The sequence below is a fragment of the Nocardiopsis xinjiangensis YIM 90004 genome (assembly GCF_000341145.1).
Classification (GTDB): domain Bacteria; phylum Actinomycetota; class Actinomycetes; order Streptosporangiales; family Streptosporangiaceae; genus Nocardiopsis; species Nocardiopsis xinjiangensis.
The window spans coordinates 1-18,633 of record NZ_ANBE01000014.1; the positions used below are offsets into that span (position 1 = coordinate 1).

17 protein-coding genes are annotated in these 18,633 nt (G+C 70.3%); 10 read left to right on the forward strand and 7 right to left on the reverse strand.

Features of this window, described 5'->3' with window-relative positions:
- Both D473_RS0108655 and D473_RS0108660 read right to left on the reverse strand, forming a co-directional pair.
- The coding region (locus D473_RS0108655; protein WP_017608679.1) for a hypothetical protein at positions 1 to 1,197 on the reverse strand (1,197 nt) is incomplete at its 3' end.
- A 190-nt stretch (positions 1,198 to 1,387) separates the two neighbouring features.
- Positions 1,388 to 2,437, reverse strand: a complete 1,050-nt coding sequence (locus D473_RS0108660) for a trypsin-like serine peptidase (protein ID WP_017608680.1) — start codon at positions 2,435 to 2,437, stop codon at positions 1,388 to 1,390.
- Positions 2,438 to 2,582: 145 nt separating this feature from the next.
- Between D473_RS0108660 and dxr the strand changes: the two genes are divergently transcribed.
- The 6 genes from dxr (at position 2,583) to D473_RS0108690 (ending at position 11,222) form a co-directional block, all read left to right on the forward strand.
- Positions 2,583 to 3,827, forward strand: coding sequence for a 1-deoxy-D-xylulose-5-phosphate reductoisomerase (dxr, locus tag D473_RS0108665; RefSeq protein WP_017608681.1), 1,245 nt, complete (start codon positions 2,583 to 2,585; stop codon positions 3,825 to 3,827).
- A gap of 68 nt (positions 3,828 to 3,895) precedes the next feature.
- The gene (locus tag D473_RS0108670; protein ID WP_017608682.1) at positions 3,896 to 5,257 is read left to right on the forward strand and encodes a M50 family metallopeptidase; all 1,362 of its coding nucleotides are present in this window, start codon (positions 3,896 to 3,898) and stop codon (positions 5,255 to 5,257) included.
- A 189-nt stretch (positions 5,258 to 5,446) separates the two neighbouring features.
- A complete protein-coding gene (ispG, locus tag D473_RS0108675; RefSeq protein ID WP_051043007.1) occupies positions 5,447 to 6,643 on the forward strand; it encodes a flavodoxin-dependent (E)-4-hydroxy-3-methylbut-2-enyl-diphosphate synthase in 1,197 nt (398 codons plus the stop codon).
- Positions 6,644 to 6,983: 340 nt separating this feature from the next.
- The gene (locus D473_RS0108680; protein WP_017608684.1) at positions 6,984 to 8,441 is read left to right on the forward strand and encodes an amino acid permease; all 1,458 of its coding nucleotides are present in this window, start codon (positions 6,984 to 6,986) and stop codon (positions 8,439 to 8,441) included.
- A gap of 210 nt (positions 8,442 to 8,651) precedes the next feature.
- Entirely contained in the window at positions 8,652 to 9,461 is an 810-nt protein-coding gene (locus D473_RS0108685; protein WP_026126755.1) for a carbon-nitrogen hydrolase family protein, read from the forward strand.
- A 33-nt stretch (positions 9,462 to 9,494) separates the two neighbouring features.
- A complete protein-coding gene (locus D473_RS0108690; protein WP_017608686.1) occupies positions 9,495 to 11,222 on the forward strand; it encodes a flavin monoamine oxidase family protein in 1,728 nt (575 codons plus the stop codon).
- 21 nt (positions 11,223 to 11,243) lie between these two features.
- Here D473_RS0108690 and D473_RS0108695 read toward each other — a convergent pair whose 3' ends face one another.
- Complete coding sequence (locus D473_RS0108695; RefSeq protein WP_017608687.1) at positions 11,244 to 11,957, reverse strand: haloacid dehalogenase type II; 714 nt, start codon at positions 11,955 to 11,957, stop codon at positions 11,244 to 11,246.
- Positions 11,958 to 12,054: 97 nt separating this feature from the next.
- Positions 12,055 to 12,513, reverse strand: a complete 459-nt coding sequence (locus D473_RS0108700) for an Lrp/AsnC family transcriptional regulator (protein WP_017608688.1) — start codon at positions 12,511 to 12,513, stop codon at positions 12,055 to 12,057.
- A 139-nt stretch (positions 12,514 to 12,652) separates the two neighbouring features.
- On the opposite strand from D473_RS0108700, the gene D473_RS0108705 reads away from it, so the two are divergent.
- Positions 12,653 to 14,272 carry an alpha/beta fold hydrolase gene (locus tag D473_RS0108705; protein WP_017608689.1) on the forward strand — a complete coding sequence of 540 codons (1,620 nt, stop codon included), beginning with the start codon at positions 12,653 to 12,655 and terminating at the stop codon, positions 14,270 to 14,272.
- A 93-nt stretch (positions 14,273 to 14,365) separates the two neighbouring features.
- Complete coding sequence (locus tag D473_RS0108710; protein WP_017608690.1) at positions 14,366 to 15,208, forward strand: GNAT family N-acetyltransferase; 843 nt, start codon at positions 14,366 to 14,368, stop codon at positions 15,206 to 15,208.
- Between the two features lie 100 nt (positions 15,209 to 15,308).
- Here the strand turns inward: D473_RS0108710 and D473_RS0108715 are convergent, their stop codons facing one another.
- Positions 15,309 to 15,590: a sialidase family protein gene (locus D473_RS0108715; protein WP_017608691.1), complete on the reverse strand. Its 282-nt coding sequence runs from the start codon at positions 15,588 to 15,590 to the stop codon at positions 15,309 to 15,311.
- Between the two features lie 10 nt (positions 15,591 to 15,600).
- Here D473_RS0108715 and D473_RS0108720 point away from each other — a divergent pair, with 10 nt between their 5' ends.
- Positions 15,601 to 15,786: a beta/alpha barrel domain-containing protein gene (locus D473_RS0108720; protein WP_026126756.1), complete on the forward strand. Its 186-nt coding sequence runs from the start codon at positions 15,601 to 15,603 to the stop codon at positions 15,784 to 15,786.
- Positions 15,787 to 15,931: 145 nt separating this feature from the next.
- Here the strand turns inward: D473_RS0108720 and D473_RS0108725 are convergent, their stop codons facing one another.
- On the reverse strand, positions 15,932 to 16,900 hold the full coding sequence (locus D473_RS0108725) for an ATP-binding protein (RefSeq protein WP_017608693.1): 969 nt from the start codon (positions 16,898 to 16,900) through the stop codon (positions 15,932 to 15,934).
- Between the two features lie 292 nt (positions 16,901 to 17,192).
- Here D473_RS0108725 and D473_RS0108730 point away from each other — a divergent pair, with 292 nt between their 5' ends.
- A complete protein-coding gene (locus D473_RS0108730) occupies positions 17,193 to 17,690 on the forward strand; it encodes an ATP-binding protein (RefSeq protein ID WP_026126757.1) in 498 nt (165 codons plus the stop codon).
- A 48-nt stretch (positions 17,691 to 17,738) separates the two neighbouring features.
- Here the strand turns inward: D473_RS0108730 and D473_RS0108735 are convergent, their stop codons facing one another.
- Entirely contained in the window at positions 17,739 to 18,602 is an 864-nt protein-coding gene (locus tag D473_RS0108735) for an AMP-binding protein (protein WP_033353028.1), read from the reverse strand.
- Positions 18,603 to 18,633 lie beyond the last annotated feature (31 nt).

The window sequence follows — 18,633 nt, forward strand, 5'->3', positions numbered from 1 at the left end:
CACTTCGTGGAGGGCGGCCCGTGCCTGGTCATTGGCGGTTCCGACCTCTTCGGTGAGGTCGTTGTTGCCCACGAGCAGGTCCTGGCGTTCGTCGGTGAGTTCCTCCACCCGCGAGTTGAGGCGCTTGACCTCCTCACGCAGCCGTTGGACCTGTTGCTCGTGCTGCTGTAGTTCGGCCGCCGAGACCCACCCCTCGGGCGGGGCCGCCGGGTTCGGTGTGCCCTCCCCGGAGGTGGATGACCGTGCGGGAACGGGGCGGCGCGGTGTGGCACGCAGGTCGGCGGTCTCCTCTGAGAGCAGCGCGTCGATGGCGCGCAGCGGTTCGGGAAGGGGCACGGTGAGCGCGTTGTCGCGCACCTTGCGGGCCAGCGCCGCACCCACCCAGGTACGCAGACGGTCGCCGTCGCGGGCGGCGCCCAGTCCGGCGGGGCTCATGCGCGGGTGCTGTTCGGGGTCGGGCGCCTCGCCGTCCAGTGGCAACAGGGTCCGGACCCCGCCTGTAGGCACGTCCAGCCCTTCCGGCAGCAGGTCGTCGACGCGGGTGCGCGCGGCGGCGTCGAGCACGTAGGAGGCACACATCCCGGTGCTGCGGTTGAGGGCGCCGGCGATGGCTTCGCGCCAGGCGGGCACGGTCACGTCGGGTGGTGTTCCGGTGGCGACGACGGCCAGGCGCCGTGCGGGGTCGAGGACGGTGGAGAGGAAGGCCTCGACCGCTTCCGTGTCGCGGCCGCGCACGATCGCGGGGGAGGAGGCCAGCAGGTGGCGTCCGTCGTGTGCGGGCACGGCCTCCAAGAGCATGCGTGCGGCCTCGGGCGGCATGACCTCCCACCGGGGCGGTTCGATCCCCTCCTTCGCGAGGTCGTGACGTGGGTCGACGGTCATGTCCAGCCATGCGTACTGCCAGGGCGCCAGGTCGGGGTCGGCGACCGCGGTGACGGTGGTGCGCCAGGTGCCGTCGGGTTTCTCGGACTCGGTGGTCAGTCGCAGGAACGAGAGCCCTTCCTCGGGGTTGTCGTGGCGTACCACCAGAGCGCGTGAACGGTTGCTGAGTTCGTGGCAGCCCGAGGTGTCGAACGCGACCTGCGCACCGGAGTTTCCGCGTTTGCTCAGCCACCGGTGGAGGAGGTGCGCGGCCGTGGGGACCAGGCCCTCGTCCTCTCTGGGGACGTTGACGAGTGTGCGGTAGACAAGTGGCAACGAACCACGCTCCGGGCTCCCATCGGCGTCTCGGACCCGGGGGCCGACGGGGGAGCGGCGTCGACGGCGCCCTCGTCCCCACCACTGTGGACGACGGCGCCGGACTTGTCAGCCGGTCGGGCCGGGTCTCTTGCACTGCTGTTTACCCAGACGACCGCGCGCCACCCGCGGTCCGGACCAGCCGACCGCCTCAGAGCTGCTGGGCGTTGTCGAACAGCTGTCGTGCCTCCGAGTTCAAACGCGGACCGTACTGGGTGCCGAGGTCGTCGGAGTATTTGAAGCTCACCACGGAGGAAACGGTGCCCTCGCCGGTGGAGGGGTCGAAGTCGGTGAGCCAGGGGCCGCCGCTGGAGCCCTGCGTCATCTCGCATCCCATGCCGCTGGCGGTGGTGCCGTCGGTGTCGGGGGTGGTGGGACCGGAGCAGTAGTGCAGTTCACGGCCGTCGAAGGGCGAGGCCGAGGGGTAGCCGAACGCGTGGATCTGCACCCCGGCCTGCATCTGCTCCTCGGTCCAGGTGTCGAAGGAGATGTCCTGGGCGCCGACGCGGTCCTGTACCGTCTCGCCCTCGTCGGTGTTGACCACGGCCATCGCGAAGTCGTAGCTGTCGTCGGCCTGCTCCGACCACTGCGGGGTGACGAGAAGGTCACGGGCGGCGTAGCGGCCGTGGGGCGCTTCGCCGTCGGAGTAGCCGGGCACGAAGGCCCAGTTCTCCGCCCATGCGCCGGTACCGTCCTTGGCGCAGTGCCCGGCGGTGACCAGGGTGCTGGCGTTCTCCGAGTCCACCACCGAGGCCGAGCAGGTGAAGTCGCGTCCGTCCATGGTCAGGAAGACCTTGCCGGTGGTACGGGTGACGAGTCCGCCGCCGGTCCAGGGATCGCCGGTGCTGTCCGCGTTCGGGTCGCTGTGCAGCTCGACGTCGTCGTCGGGGGCGAGCAGGCCCTCGGCGCTTTCGACGGTGTCCCCGACGAGCCCGGCGATGGGGGTGGCGTCGGCCATGCGCCGGGGGGTCCAGTAGTCGAGGACCGCACGCTCCTGCGCGGCGTCGGAGGCGGCGGTGCGGTGCTCGACGCCCTCGACGGCGGGAAGGGTGTCCCTCTGGCCGGGTGTGTGCGCCACGTGCGCGGCCTGTTCGGCGGCGGAGGCGGGGCCGGGCAGATGGTCGGTGAGAGCGAGCCCGGCCATGAGGAGGGCGGCGGCGGAGATCGGGGCGAGGAGCGTGTACGTGGTGGACGGCGTCATGGCCCCGATCCTTGCACACATGGTGTAGCAGTGGAGTTACTTTGAGTTTGTGTCGGTCCGGAATCGGGAAAACGGCGGGCCGGTCCCCGGGGGCGGTCTTCGGGGACCGGACGAGGGGGTCGGGCCGTGCCCCACAATTGGAGCCGTGCGAGAAGAACAGCAGCGAACAGCAGTCGTCCTCGGCTCCACCGGTTCGATCGGGACCCAGGCCCTCGACATCGTCCGAAGCAACCCCGACCGTTTCCGGGTGGTCGGGCTCGCGGCCGGGGGCGGCCGCCTCGATCTGCTCGCCGAGCAGGCCACCGAGTTCGGTGTCGACCGGGTCGCCGTCGCCGACCCCTCCCGCGCGCAGGAACTCACCCGTGCGCTCGCCGCCCACGGTTCACGCGCCACCGTCCTGGTCGGCGCCGAGGGGGTCGCCGAACTCGCCGGAGCCGAGTGCGACGTCGTCCTCAACGGCATCACCGGGGCCCTCGGGTTGGAATCCACCCTCGCCGCCCTGCGTGCCGGACGCCGCTTGGCCCTGGCCAACAAGGAATCCCTCATCATCGGCGGGCCGCTCGTGCGCGAGCTCGCCGAACCCGGCCAGATCGTGCCGGTGGACTCCGAGCACTTCGCCCTCGCCCAGTGTTTTCCGTACCTGCCCGACGACGAGCTCGCCAGTCCCGCCCACGGCCTGGTGCGCGCCCGTCGCGACGAGGTGAGCCGGCTGGTCGTCACCGCCAGCGGCGGCCCCTTCCGCGGCCGCACCCGCGCCGAACTGGCCGACGTCACCCCCGAGCAGGCCCTGGACCACCCCACCTGGAGCATGGGCCCGGTCATCACCGTCAACTCCGCCACCCTCGTCAACAAGGGGCTGGAGGTCATCGAGGCCAACCTGCTCTTCGACGTGCCCTTCGACGGAATCGAGGTGGTCGTCCATCCGCAGTCGATCGTGCACTCCATGGTCGAGTACGTGGACGGCTCCACCCTCGCCAAGGCCAGCCCGCCCAGTATGACCATCCCGATCGCCTGGGGGTTGGGCGCCCCCGACCGCGTTCCCGGGGCCGGGACCTCCCTCGACTGGACCCGCGCCCAGAGCTGGACCTTCGAGCCCCTCGACCACGACGCCTTCCCCGCCGTGCGCCTGGCCGCGGAGGTCGGACGTACCGGAGGTACCGCCCCGGCCGTCTACAACGCGGCGAACGAAGAGGCCGTCGATGCCTTCTTGGGAGGAAAGCTCTCGTTCACTTCGATCATGGACACCGTCGCGCAGGTAGTCTCTGAACATCAGCGGACCGACCAGCCCGGGGCCGAACCCTCCGACAAGGCCTTGACCCTGGACGAGGTCTACGCCGCTGACACCTGGGCTCGCGCGCGGGCACGTGAATTGTTGACGAGCCGCCCCTGACGCCTCAGGCCCCCTTCGTGCGGGTCCCGGTGGCGCCGAGGAGCTGACTTCGGCTTGAGGAGAGGTGCATGGTCGTTCTGCTGACCGTGGTCGGGATCCTTCTGTTCGTTCTCGGACTGTTGTTCTCGATCGCCTGGCACGAGCTCGGCCACCTCTCGACGGCCAAGATGTTCGGCATCAAGTGCACCGAGTACATGGTCGGTTTCGGCAAGACCCTGTGGTCGTTCCGTCGAGGGGGGACCGAGTACGGCATCAAGGCGGTGCCGCTCGGCGGTTTCGTGCGCATGGTCGGCATGATCCCGCCGACCGAGCGCACCGCCGACGACAGCGGCAAGAAGCTTTCCCGGTGGCGGGCGATGGCCGAGGACGCCCGGGAGGCCTCCTACATCGAGCTCGGCCCCGAGGACTCAGGCCGGCAGTTCTACCAGCGCTCCCCCTGGAAACGCCTCATCGTCATGTTCGCCGGCCCCGGTATGAACGTGATCTTGGCGGCGGTCCTGCTCGGCGTGCTCTTCATGGGCATCGGTGTCCCCAAGGAGACCACCACCGTCGGCGAGGTCAGCGAATGCATGGCCCCCGCCGGCACGCAGATCGAGAGCTGCGATGACCCCGGTGCCCGGCCCACCCCCGCAGCCGAGGCCGGGATCCTGCCCGGTGACCGCATCGTCTCCATCGACGGCGAGGCCACCCCCGGCTGGAACGACGCCAACCAGAAGATCCGCCACTCCCTGGGCAGCACCGCCTTCGAGATCGAGCGCGACGGCGAGACCTTCCGGACCGACGTCGACATCGTCGAGAACGAGCTGCCCGCGCGCGACGGCAACGGCGAGTTCCTGTACGAGACCGATGCCGAGGGCGAGAACGTCTACGACGAGGACGGCCGCAGGGTCCCGCAGACCGAGACGGTGGGTTTCTTCGGGATCGTCTTCGAGCAGGAGCGCGCCCGCCTGGGGCCGGTCGAGTCGGCCGGGGAGATGGGCACCATGCTCGTCGCCGTCGGCGAGGCGCTGGTGGCCCTGCCCAGCAAGGTCCCCGACGTCTTCGGCGCGGCCTTCCTCGGCGAGCAGCGCACCGAGGACTCCCCGGTCGGCATCGTCGGTATCTCCCGTATCGGCGGCGAGATCATGTCGCAGGGCCTTCCGGTGGCCGACACCGCCGCGATCATGCTGCAGATGCTGGCGGGTGTGAACCTCTTCCTGTTCGCCTTCAACATGCTGCCGATCCTGCCGCTGGACGGCGGGCACATGGCCGGGGCGCTCTGGGAATCACTCAAGCGCAATCTCGCCCGGCTGTTCAAGAAGCCCGACCCGGGGCCGGTCGACGTGGCCCTGTTGACACCTGTGGCCTATGTGGTCGTGGCGTGTTTCCTGGTGTTCAGTGTGATCCTGCTCGTGGCCGACCTCATCAACCCCGTCCGCATCTTCGGGTGACCTGCACTTGAACACCCGTTGTGGATCTGGTCTCTCTGGCCGGTCGTCCTGCCGGAAGCAGGTAACCTTGAGGTCGCGTTCCGGGAACGTCAATGGTGCGGCCACCGAGCACGAGGTCGGGCGCGGCTGAGGTCCCGGTCGCGGCGCCGCGCGCACTGCCGGGCGCCCTCTGACGCAACGGACGAATCCATGGGCCGCCCTCCTCCCGGCGGCAGACGAGGTGAATCAAGCGTGACGACCATCGATCTCGGCATTCCCGCAACCCCGCCGCGCCCGCTGGCGACCCGGCGCAAGACGCGGCAGATCATGGTCGGGAACGTCCCCGTCGGCGGGGACGCCCCGGTGTCCGTGCAGTCGATGACCACCACCAAGACCTCCGACATCAACGCCACCCTGCAGCAGATCGCCGAGCTGACCGCATCGGGCTGCCAGATCGTGCGCGTGGCGGTGCCCACCAACGAGGACGCCGAAGCGCTGCCGATCATCGCGAAGAAGTCGCAGATCCCGGTGATCGCCGACATCCATTTCCAGCCCAAGTACGTGTTCGCCGCGATCGAGGCCGGTTGTGCCGCGGTCCGCGTGAACCCGGGCAACATCAAGAAGTTCGACGACAAGGTCGCCGAGATCGCCGAGGCCGCCTCCGCGGCGGGTGTGCCGATCCGGATCGGTGTCAACGCCGGTTCCCTGGACAAGCGCCTGTTGGAGAAGCACGGCAAGGCCACGCCCGAGGCCCTGGCCGAGTCGGCGCTGTGGGAGTGCTCTTTGTTCGAGGAGCACGGGTTCCGCGACCTCAAGATCTCCGTCAAGCACAACGACCCGGTCGTGATGGTCAACGCCTACCGGCTGCTGGCCGAGAAGTGCGACTACCCGCTGCACCTGGGCGTGACCGAGGCCGGGCCGGCCTTCCAGGGCACCATCAAGTCCTCGGTGGCCTTCGGTGCGCTCCTCTCGGAGGGCATCGGCGACACCATCCGCGTGTCCCTGTCGTCCCCGCCGGCCGAGGAGGTCAAGGTCGGTGCGCAGATCCTGGAGTCGCTGGGTCTGCGCGAGCGCGGTCTGGAGATCGTCTCCTGCCCGAGCTGTGGCCGTGCCCAGGTCGATGTGTACAAGCTCGCCGACGAGGTCACCGCGGGTCTGGAGGGCATGGACGTGCCTCTGCGTGTGGCGGTCATGGGCTGTGTCGTCAACGGTCCGGGTGAGGCCCGTGACGCCGATCTCGGTGTGGCCTCCGGCAACGGTAAGGGCCAGATCTTCGTCAAGGGCGAGGTCGTCAAGACCGTGCCCGAGGAGCAGATCGTGGAGACCTTGATCGAGGAGGCCATGCGCATCGCCGAGGAGATGGGTGAGGACGTCGGCGACGGTGAGCCCTCGGTCGCCGTCGGCTGACCCCGTCCCTCACACCTTCGTCACGACGGCCGCCCCGGAACGCTCCGGGGCGGCCGTCGGCGTGTGCAGGGGTACGGCACCGGCCCGTGTGCACCGTGATCTCTCCCACGGTGGATGATCTCGCTCACGCCGGGGCTCCTTCTCTTGCGTGCCTGCGCATGATCACGGCGCCCGAGGCGTACAGAAGCAACGAAACCTGGCGTGCATCGCACATATCCACCATTAATGTTGTCAAGGGCACATTCGGGTCCTTCGACGGAGGAATGGCCCACCCCTCCCCAACGTCCGCTCACAAGGCGGGACACGCGTGCCCACAAGCCACAACGCCGAGGAGAACCCCGTGGTCGACCAGAAGGCCCCTGAGCGCACCACCCCCGCGCTCAGGGAACGTCTCGCGCGTCGCAAACCCATCGAGAAACTCGTGGCCGAGACCGATGGCCCCGAGGCGGGCGGCCTGCGGCGGCACCTCGGCTTCTGGCACCTGTCCATGATCGGCATCGGAGCCACTCTGGGCACCGGCATCTTCGTGGTCCTGGGCGAGGCCGTGCCCGTCGCCGGGCCCGCGGTCACCCTCTCCTTCGTGCTGGCGGGGCTCACCGCGCTCTTCTCCGCGCTCGCCTACGCCGAGATGGCCGGCATGATCCCCGCCTCCGGATCGGCCTACTCCTACAGCTACGCCACCATGGGCGAGTTCGTGGCCTGGGTGTGCGGCTGGTGCCTGATGCTCACCTACGGGGTCTCCGTCGCCGCCATCGGTGTCGGATGGGGCCAGTACATCAACGAGTTCCTGTACCTGACCACGGGTCTGACCCTGCCCCAGGAGTTCCTGTCCGGTCCGATGGAGGGCGGCCTCGTCAACGTGCCGGCCGCCGTCGTGGTGCTGCTGGCGATGTTCGCCCTGCTGGCCGGGGTACGGGAGAGCACCCGCGCCAACGCCGTCATGGTCCTGATCAAGGTCGCGATCCTGGTCATGTTCGTCGGGATCGCGGTGACGGCCGTGCAGGAGGGCAACTTCGCCCCGTTCATGCCGATGGGGATGGCGGGGGTCAGCGCCGCCGGCGCCACCCTGTTCTTCTCCTACATCGGCTTCGACTCGGTCTCCACCGCCGGAGAGGAGGCCAAGAACCCGCAGCGCGACCTGCCCCGCGCCATCATGTTCTCGCTGATCCTGGTCACGGCCCTGTACTGCCTCGTCGCGTTCACCGCCGTCGGCGCCATGAACTGGAACCGGTTCTCCGACGGGGAGACCACCCTGGCCGGCATCCTCACCGCGGTCACCGGCACCCCCGTGTGGGCGATCGTCTTCGCCGGGGGCGCCGTCCTGGCCCTGGCCAGCGTCGTCCTGGTCGTCCTCTACAGCCAGACCCGGATCCTGTACGCGATGTCGCGCGACGGGCTCATCCCCGCCCTCTTCGCCAAGCTCGACGCCAAGGGCACACCCCGCGCCAACACCCTGATCACCTCCGTGTTCGTCGCGGTCCTGGCCGCGTTCGTCCCGCTGGGCCCGCTCGCCGACGCCACCTCGATCGGAACCCTGTTCGCCTTCGCGCTGGTCAACGTGGCCGTGCTCGTGCTGCGCCGTACGCGCCCCGACCTGCCGCGAGCCTTCCGCGTGCCCGGAGCCCCGGTCACCCCGCTGCTGGGTGTCTTCGCGTGTGTGTTCCTGGTCGTGAGCATGTCCATGAGCGTGTGGGTGGCCTTCGGCGTCTGGCTCGCCCTCGGCCTGGTCATCTACTTCGCCTACGGCATGCGCCGCTCGGCCCTGGAGGAGGACGCCGCGGCCGAGGTCCGCGCCTGAGCGTTCTTCGGGGAATCAGTACCGCAGGCCCCGCGTTTCGAAGAATGAGACGCGGGGCCTTGTGCGTTTCAGCCCCTTGGTGCACAACAGAACCTCGTGAAAACAGAAAACTGCGCATCGAAGTGCCCGCACGACACACGATCCACGCGCGCTCTCCCGCCTAGAGTGGGCGCGGCGACCGACGCCGACGTGTGGACGGAGGTGGCACCCATGACACGACAGGCACTGCGTGTGGCTCTGGACCAGGGCACCGGGCCCAGCGGTGACACCGGTGCCGCTCTGGAGCGGCTCGCCGACCGGGCCCACGCCGCGGCCGCCGCCGGGGCGCAACTGCTGATCACGCCCGAGATGTCCATGACCGGCTACGCACTCGGCCCCGACGAGATCGCCCGCCGGGCCGAACCCGCCGACGGTCCCCTGAGCAGGGCGGTGGCCGACGTCGCTGCACGTGCCGGGCTGGCGATCGTGCACGGGTTCCCCGAACGCGACGGGGAGCGTGTGTACAACAGCGCACAACTCACCGACGCCCACGGCGCGGTCCTGGCCACCTACCGCAAGACCCACCTGTTCGGCGATCTCGACCGCGGCGCCTTCGCCCCCGGTGCGGACCTGCTCGTCCAGGCCGACCTGCACGGCCACCGCATCGGTCTTCTGATCTGTTACGACGTCGAGTTCCCCGAGACCGTGCGTGCCCACGCCCTGGCCGGGGCCGACCTGGTCGTCGTGCCCACCGCGCTCATGGCGCCCGCCACCGCCGTGGCCACCCTGCTCGTGCCGGCCCGAGCCTTGGAGAACCAACTCCATCTGGCCTACGTGAACCGGTGCGACGGCGAAGCCGGCCTCGACTACGTCGGCCTGAGTACCTTCGTCGCTCCCGACGGCGCCGAACTCCTGCGAGCCGGGAGCCAGGAGGTGCTACTGGTCGCCGACCTGGACACCGAGGCCGCCCGCGCCTCTTCGGCGGAGCCGTCCTACCTGGAGGACCGCCGCCCGAACCTGTACCGGCCGCTCACCCGCTGAGCCCGCTGCCCGTCACCCCCGAAGGAGGAGACCATGACCTCTGCCGTGCCCACGTCCGCCGGGACCGCGTCCGCCGGGGCCGGAACCGAGGGCGGCGCCCCGCTCACCATGAACGGCCCCGACTTCCCGTTCGCCTACGACCGTTTCCTGTCCCACCCGGCCGGTCTCGGCCAGGTGCCCGCCGCCGCGCACGGCACCGAGGTCGCCGTCATCGGCGGCGGGATGTCCGGGATCGTCACCGCTTTCGAGCTCCTGCGGATGGGCCTGCGCCCCGTCGTCTACGAGGCCGACCGCATCGGCGGCCGTCTGCGCAGCGAGAGTTTCCCGGGCACCCCCGACGAGGTCGTCGCCGAGATGGGTGCGATGCGCTTCCCGCCGTCCTCGGCCGCTTTCCGGCACTACCTCGACATGGTCGGACTGGAGACCGAGCCCTTCCCCAACCCCCTGTCGCCCGCCGCGCCCAGCACCGTGGTCGACCTCAAGGGGGAGTCGCACTACGCCACCGACCTCGACGACCTGCCCGAGGTCTACCGCGAGGTCGCCCGGGCCTGGGACGAGGCGCTGGAGGGCGTCGAGCACACCCGTATGCAGCAGGCCGTCCGCGACCGTGACGTGGCCACCCAGAAGCAGATCTGGAACCGGCTCGTGGAACGCCTCGACGACCAGACCTTCTACGGGTTCCTCTGCCAGGCGCCCGGGTTCGCGTCCTCCTTCCGGCTGCGGGAGATCTTCGGCCAGGTCGGGTTCGGCACCGGCGGGTGGGACACCGACTTCCCGAACTCGATCCTGGAGATCCTGCGCATCACCTACACCGGAGCCGACGACGACCACCGCAGCGTCGTCGGCGGTGTCCAGCGCCTGCCCGAGCGCCTGTGGAGCCTGGCCCCCGACAAGACCGTGCACTGGGCCCCGGGCACCTCCCTGGAGACCCTGCACCCGGACGGCCCGCGCCCGGCGGTGACCGCGTTGCGCCGTACCCACGCCCAGGGCGACCCGTCCGGAAACATCACCGTCACCGACGCCTCCGGATCCACCCGCACCTACCGCTCCGCCGTCTTCACCGCGCAGAGCTGGATGCTGCTCGCCAAGATCGACGCCGACGAGGACCTGCTGCCCATCGACCACTGGAGCGCCGTCGAACGCACCCACTACATGGAGTCGGCGAAGCTCTTCGTCCCGGTCGACCGCGCCTTCTGGCGCGACAAGGATCCGGAGACGGGCCGCGACGCCATGAGCATGACCCTGACCGACCGGATGACCCGCGGTACCTACCTCCTGGAGGGCCCCGACCCGGACGGGCCGGCCGCGATCTGCCTGTCCTACACCTGGTGCGACGACTCCCTGAAGTGGCTGCCGCTGTCGGCCGGGGAGCGGCTGGAAGTCATGCTCTCCTCGCTGGCCAAGATCTACCCGGGCGTGGACATCCGGTCCCACATCACCGGGGACCCCGTCACCGTCTCGTGGGAGGACGAGCCCTACTTCCTGGGTGCGTTCAAGGCCAACCTCCCGGGCCACTACCGGTACCAGCGGCGGCTGTTCACCCACTTCGTCCAGCGCGACCTGGAGCCGCGCCACCGAGGCCTGTTCCTGGCCGGGGACGACGTGTCGTGGACCGCCGGCTGGATCGAGGGTGCGGTACAGACGGCGCTCAACGCGGTGTGGGGCGTGATGAACCACCTCGGCGGTGCCACCGACCCCGCCAACCCGGGGCCCGGTGACGAGTTCGACGCCCTCGCCCCGGTGGCCCTGCCCGAGAACTGAGGTCCCCGGCGGTCCGGGCCCTCAGCAACCCAGCCGGCGGGCCAGTTCTTCGGTGGAGGTGACCGCGAGGTCGGCCGTCACGTCCGTGGCGCTTTCGGCCTGCCCACCGGGTCCGTACTCATCGGGGCGTTCGAGGAAGGCTGTGCGCAGACCCACGGAGGCGGCCCCGGTGAGGTCCCAGCCGTGGGCCGCCACGAGCAGGATCTCTGCCGGGTCGACCTCCAACAGTTCGGCGGCCTTGGCGTAGGGCTCGGGGGCGGGCTTGTAGGAACGGGTGGATTCCGCCGAGATGATGCCCTCGAACGGGAGCCCTGCCGTCTTGGCCAGGGACACCAGGAGAGCGAAGCTGCCGTTGGAGAGCGCGACGACGGTCGAGCGGTACCGCAGCCGGGTGATCAGCTCAACGCTGTCGGGCCAGGCGGGAAGCCGGTGCCAGGCGCGGACCAGCTGCTCCCGGTCGGCCTCGTCGATCCGGGGGCCGATGCCGTGTTCGTCGAGCAGGGCACCGAGGGACTCCCGGTGCAAGGTGTCCAGAGGGGCCCACGGGCGTTCCCCGGCGTTGATGCTGCGCAGGGCGGGCAGGTACCGGCCCCGCCATGCGACGGCGAACGAGGACGGGTCCGTGTCGACGCCTCGCCGCGCGAACACCTCCCGTAGGTGGCCGGTGATGCCGGTGTGCCAGTCGACGACGGTCCCCAAGACGTCGAAGGCCACGATCTCAGGTGTATCGGCCATGGCTGCGGTTCCTCTCCGGATGCCGTGCGAGTCGTGGACGTGCTTACCCCGCACGGTGGTACCCACCTCTCCGGAAAGGTGCTCCCGTACGGTCCGGTCAGTCGGCGGAACCCGACAGGACCGGTTGGTCCACGAGACGGGAGAGCACCAGGGTGCTCTTGGTGCGCACGACGAAGGGCTCGGCGCCGATGCGCTCGATGACGTCCTCCAGGTGCTGGGTGTCACGGGCACGCACCTGCACGAGGGCGTCGGCCTCGCCGGTGACGGTGCACGCCGAGGTGATCTCGGGGTAACCGGTGAGGCCGTCGCGGATCTCGCCCGGTGAGGTGCGTGCGCGGCAGTACAGCTCGATGAAGGCCTCGGTGGTCCATCCGATGGCACGAGGTTCGACGACAACGGTGAAGCCGCGTACGGCACCGGAGTCCATGAGGCGGTCGACGCGGCGTTTGACGGCGGAGGGGCTCAGCCCGACCTCGCCGCCGATCTCGGAGAAGCTCATCCGCGCGTCCGCGCCGAGTATCGCGATGATGCGCTCATCGACACGATCCAGCCGCATTCTGCCCCTTTTTCTCCGGCCTGTTGCGTTCCGGGCACATGCTACCGGCGCATGCTGCACCGGCCCCCGTGTCGCTTCCCTTGATTACTCACGGTAAGGGAAACAATGCTCGGGGCTTTCGAAGAGGGGGAGACGGCGAGTGCGTACACGAACCCGGGCGGCTGCGACCGCGGGGGCGCTCCTGGCATCGGTGGTGACCGTACTGCCCGTGCAGGCGGCCGAGGTGGCGCCCGCCTTCCGCGTCGACCAGCGCGACCTCGATTGGCAGGAATGCGAGGACCTCCTGCCGGTGGGGGAGGAGGCCCTCGAGTGCGCCACCCTCGTCCTGCCCATGGACCACGGCTCCGGGGGGAACGCCGACGCCGAGACCGTCGAGCTCGCCCTCTCCCGCGCCTCCGCCGGCGGTGACAGCGAACGCACCCTCCTGGTCAACCCCGGCGGCCCCGGCAGCCCGGGCCGTGACCTGGCCTCCCGCACCCACCAGGGGCTGCCCGAGGACCTGCGTGAGATCTACGCCGTCGTCGGCTTCGACCCGCGCGGCAGCGGTGCCTCCGTCCCCGCCGTCGAGTGCGACCCCTCGGCCTTCGAACCCGTCCGTGCACCCTCGATCCCCGATCCCCCCGGCGACACCGGGGCCCTCTGGGAGGAGGCCGAGTCCTACGCCCGGGCCTGCGCCGACAACACCGGCCGGCTCCTGGACCACATGGCCACCGTCGACACCGCCCGTGACATGGAGGCCCTGCGTGCCGCCCTCGGACTCGAGAGCGTCGACTACCTCGGTTATTCCTACGGCACCTACCTCGGGGCCGTCTTCTCCTCCCTCTTCCCCGAGAGCGTCGACCGCCTGGTGCTCGACAGCGTCGTCGACCCCGACACCCCCTGGCACGAGAGCAACCTCGCCCAGAGCCGTGCCGTCGAACGCGCCGCCGACAACTTCTTCGACTGGATCGCCCGCCACGACGACGCCTTCGGCCTCGGGGGCAGTGCGGGGGAGGTCGAACGCGCCTATCACCGCCTGCGCGAGGAACTGCGCGATGAACCCCTGGAGGGCACCGTCGGCCCCACCGAACTGGAGAACCTTGCCATCACCGTCGCCTACACCGGTCGGGCCTGGCCCGTGGTGGGCGCCGCACTCGCCGACCGGATCGTCGACGAAGACCCCGCCGCCCTGGTCGCGCTCGACACCGAGATGGGGGAGGGCCCCGGGGACGACCAGAACCGGGGCGGCTACAACGCCGTCCAGTGCACCGACTCCCACTGGCCCTCCGACCGCGGAATCTGGGAGAGCGAAGGGCACCGCGCCCATGACGAGGCGCCCTTCATCGGGTGGAACAACATCTGGTACAACGCGGCATGTGCGTCCTGGTCCGCCGAGTCCGGCGAGTGGTACCGGCTCGGCGACGGCCCCGGCCACCGGCCCGCCTACGAGGGCGACGCCCTGCTCGTGCACGCGGCCGATGACGGGGCCACCCCGCTCCACGGCGCCGAGAACCTGCGCGCCCACATGCCCGGCGCCTCGCTCACCGTCGAGGAGAACGGCATCACCCACGCGGTCTCCCTCGGCGACAACCCCTGCGTCGACGGGATCGTCACCGCCTACTTGCGGGAGGGCTCCCTGCCCGAACGCACCGACGGGGAACACGACGCCGTCTGCGAGGCCCCGCCCGAACCCGAGCCCCGCGACGCCCAGAGCGCACCGCAGGACCTGCCGGATCGGGCGGGCTCCCTCGGCGGCGGGCACCCCGGCGGGGGTGAGTGACCGGTGGAATACGCTGTAACTGGTGCGAACCACACGGACCGTTCGCGCGGCGGCAGCCGACCGGCAGCCCGGAAGGGACGAGGAGGAGAGGCGATGTTGCGGACCTCACCGGTGCGGATCCTCGGTGAAGAGGACCGTGAAGCCGTCCGTGCGCTGCTCGAGACCGACCCCGTGGGCAACGTCTTCGTCACCTCGCGTCTGATGACGACCGGCCTCGGGTCCAACTCCGTCGGCACCGAGGTGTGGGGCCACGTCGAACGCGGCCGTCTCACCGCCCTGTGTTACTCCGGGGCCAATCTCGTTCCCGTCAACGCCGGCCCGTCGGCCGTGCGCAGCTTCGCCGACCACGCCAAGTGGCGGGGGCGCCGCTGCTCGTCCATCGTCGGCCCCGTCGAGGCGGTCAGTGACTTCTGGAACCAGGTCACCCCCGCCTGGGGGCCGGCCCGCGCCATCCGTGCCAGCCAACCCGTCCTGGAGATCGACCACGCGCCCGCCGTACCCGCCGATCCGCTCGTGCGCCGCGTCCGGCCCTCCGAACTGAACATCCTCGTACCGGCCTGTGTCGCCATGTTCACCGAGGAGGTCGGGGTCCCGCCGGACTCCGGTGACGGCGGGTCCCTCTACCGCGCCCGCGTGGCCGAACTCGTGCGTACCGGCCGTGCCCTCGCCCGTATCGAGGACGGCCGGGTCGTGTTCAAGGCCGAGATCGGTGCCGTCACCCCCCACGCCTGCCAGATCCAGGGTGTGTGGGTCCACCCCGACCTGCGTGGACGCGGTTACTCCAGTGCCGGAATGGCCGCTGTCGTCGAGTACGCCCTCGCCGAGATCGCTCCCCGCGTCACGCTCTACGTCAACGACTTCAACCTCGCCGCCCGTGCCACCTACGAACGGGTCGGGTTCCGCCAGGTCGGCGAGGTCATGTCCGTCCTGTTCTGAGTCGGCGGCACACGCGCCCGGCAGCATCCTGAGCACGGGAGGGGCGGAGCCCGAGCGGCGCCGCCCCTCCTTCGTCATGGGCTCTCGTCAGGAACCCTCGTCAGCAGCTCCCACCGAGCCAGGCGGAGCTGAACCTGGCGAAGGTGATGTGTTCGTGGTTGCCCCGCTCGTACAGGACCCCGAACTCGTTCTCGCCCAGCGACACCACGGCGGAGTAGCCGGCCGCGCCGGACTCCAGCGTCCGGGAGACGGGCCAGCTGCCGCCGTCGTCGCAGGACATGCGCACGGTCAGGTTCTGGCGGGAGGTCTCGTGGGCGGTGTTGGTGAACAGGAGCCGGCGTGCCTCGGGGGTGCCCGCTCGCGCGTCGGCGTCGTAGCGCACGATCGCGGCGTTGTTGGTCGGAGACCTGTCGGCGCGGTTGGAACGCCCGCTGGCGGCCGAAGGACGCTTCGACGAGCCCGACCACGTCTCCCGGGCCTTCCGGCGGGGCGCTTTCGCGGTGGTCGTCGGTACCGCCATCACCCATCCAATCACGCTCACGCGGCGGTTCGCGGCCGCGAGCACACGCGGGGGCTGATCCCCGTACGGCAGTGGGGCGGTGCCGTGCACCGCCCCCTTCGTGTGTCGAGCAGTTCGCGTCGGGTCGTACCCCGCTCGGTGTCCCCAGGTGGCGGAAACGTGCTGTTTATTCCGCCGATCACCACTCGATGGTTTCCCTGGGGTCAACCCGACTGCTTCTGCAGAGCCGAAGGCCCCATGAGGAAGTCCGGGTCGAGCTGGGCGGTCAGGTCGGCCCCCTTGGCGTCGTTGGCCCAGGCCCGGGCGTTGCGCAGGTGGAACTCGGCCGACTGCCGGGTGAAGCGCTCCCAGTCCTTGGGTGCGGCGTCGACCGTGTCGCGCATGCCCGCGAGGGTCTTGACGTTGTCCTCCTCCAGGTCGGTCAGGTCGGGGTGGTGCCCCTTCTCCATGGCGCGCACGAACCCGGACTGCGTCACGTACGCGTCCAGGGCCTCGCCCACGTGCTCGCGCAGGAACTCCACGTCCGAGCCGTCCTGCACCTTGTTGCCGATGACGCGGATGCACACGCCGTGGTCGCGGGCGTGGTCGGCGTACTGGCGGTACACCCCGACGCCGCGCACGGTGGGTTCGGCGACCAGGAAGGTCACGTCGAACCTGGTGAAGAGCCCCGAGGCGAAAGAGTCGGCGCCCGCCGTCATGTCGACGACGACGTACTCCCCGGCGCCGTCGACCAGGTGGTTCAGGTACATCTCGGCGGCACCGACCTTGGAGTGGTAGCAGGACACCCCCAGATCGGTCTCGGAGAAGGGGCCGGTGACCATGAGCGTGGCCCCGGCGGCCGGCGTCCCGAAGCGCGCGTGGACGGGATTGTCGCCGTCCACGGTCAACAGGCGCGAGCCCCTGCCGGGCGGGGTGGTCTTGACCATGGCGTCCGCCGAGGCGATGCGCGGGTTGTCACCGCGCAGGAGCTCCTTGATCTCGGCCAGGTTCGTGCCGAGCGGACGCATGCCGCCGAGCTCGTCCGGGCCCAGGCCCAGGGCGTGGCCCAGGTTCTGGTTGATGTCGGCGTCGATGGTCACGACCGGCAGTCCCTGCGCGGCCAGATAGCGGGTGAACAGGGCCGACAGAGTGGTCTTGCCGCTGCCGCCCTTGCCCGCGAACGCGATCTTCATGTAGAGCCTTCCAGCATCGGATTCGAAAACGATTATCGTTCCTGGTTGCGCCGCTGTCAGGAGAATCCGCCGAGCAGGCGTGGATTAACAAGGTGTTACACATCACATGCGGGAGTCTGGGGTCCCAGCTGTTTCCTTGGCGGACATCGGGGAGGACACGGAGCGGGACTTTGTGGCCCGGGTCGTGTGGCACGAACCCCGGTGTGCTGTGCTTGGGGCAGTAGACCCTTGTCTAAGGTGAGTGGCAGACGGCGCGACCCGCGCGCCCGACGCGGGTGATTGGAGTGACCGGATGGCTGAGGCGAGGCAACTCCGGGAATATGTGCCCGCGAACGGCGCGGCAGAGGCCGCGCCCACGATCGACACGGGTGAGCTCACCGGTGGTTCCACCGATCACACGGTGTGGAGCTGTGCGGGCAACCTGACGGCCGTACGCTCGATCCGTGCCCGGGTACGTGAGTTCCTCAACGGCATGGGTCACAGCGAGGGCTCCCTCGACGACTCGGAACTGGCCGTGAGCGAGCTGGCCACCAACGCCCTCCTGCATTCGCGCTCGGGACAGAGCGGCGGGGTCATGACCCTGTTCATCCGCTCCGACGGCGCCCGTCTGCGTGTGGCCGTGGCCGACCAGGGCGAGCGTGAGGCCGACACCGACGGACACACCCGCGACGGCGGCGGGGACTTCGGACGAGGCAAGCTCATCGTCGACAGCTGCGCCACCCGGAGCGGCGAGTACGACAGCGACGCCACCCACGTGTCCTGGTTCGAGATCGACGACGCCCGGGACTGACCGGCGGCTCCCCGCGCGGCCCCGATGCCCGGGCGTTCCCCCGCGCCCTCAGAAAGCCCCCGAGTCACCCTCCGGCAGGGCGACCCGCACCGGTGCACCCCGTCCGCAGCGCACCGTCACACGGCGCCCCTCCGGTGGTGGGCAGTCGCTGCCGGCCATCACACACGCCCCCGTCCACAGCGCCGACGCCACCAGCGCCGTGCCTGAGGGCTCGTCCGCGCCGTCCTCCACCGCCACGACGTCCTCCGGGCCCAGCTCCAGGTGCTCGCGCAGGTTCGTGAACCGGGCCAGCAGGTCGTTGTGGGGGTACAGCGTCGTCAGCAACCCGTCGGGTGTGGTCTCGTAGCCCAGTACCCCGTTGTCGAACAGTCCCCGGGACGGGTTGTAGCCGCTGCCGTCCGGGCTGGGCAGCAGGAGCTCCTCGAACGGGGTCGCCCCGCGCGAGTCACCGAAGGAGATGATCTGGCGGACCCGGGAGCGTTCGGCCAACTCCTGCGCGGCCTCGGTGTGTCCCGCGTCCGCCAGGATCAGCCGTGCGTCGGTCTCACCGAGCGCCGCGGCCTGGTCGGCCGCTGATGTCGACGGGCACAGTGGCAGAGCACGCCCGCCCACGGCCATCACCGTGTACGTGGCCAGGAACCGCTCCGGAGAGACCGGGGCGAGCACCCCGACCACGTCGCCCAGGCACATGCCGCGGCGGCTGAGCCCGGCGGCGGCCCGCTCGATGGTCGCGGCGAAGGTCAGTCCGTCCACCCGGCGGTCCCGGCCGCGGATCGTTCCGCCCCGCGTCGGACGCAGGCGCAGGCGCTCGCTCAGCCCGCCGGGGAGGGATCCGATCGGGGCANGACTCTGTGGCGGCGGGACCGCCACCGGGCTCGTCACGCCCCCTCCACGTGACGAGCCCGGTGGCATCGCGCCGACCTTTGCGGGACCGTCCCTCCCC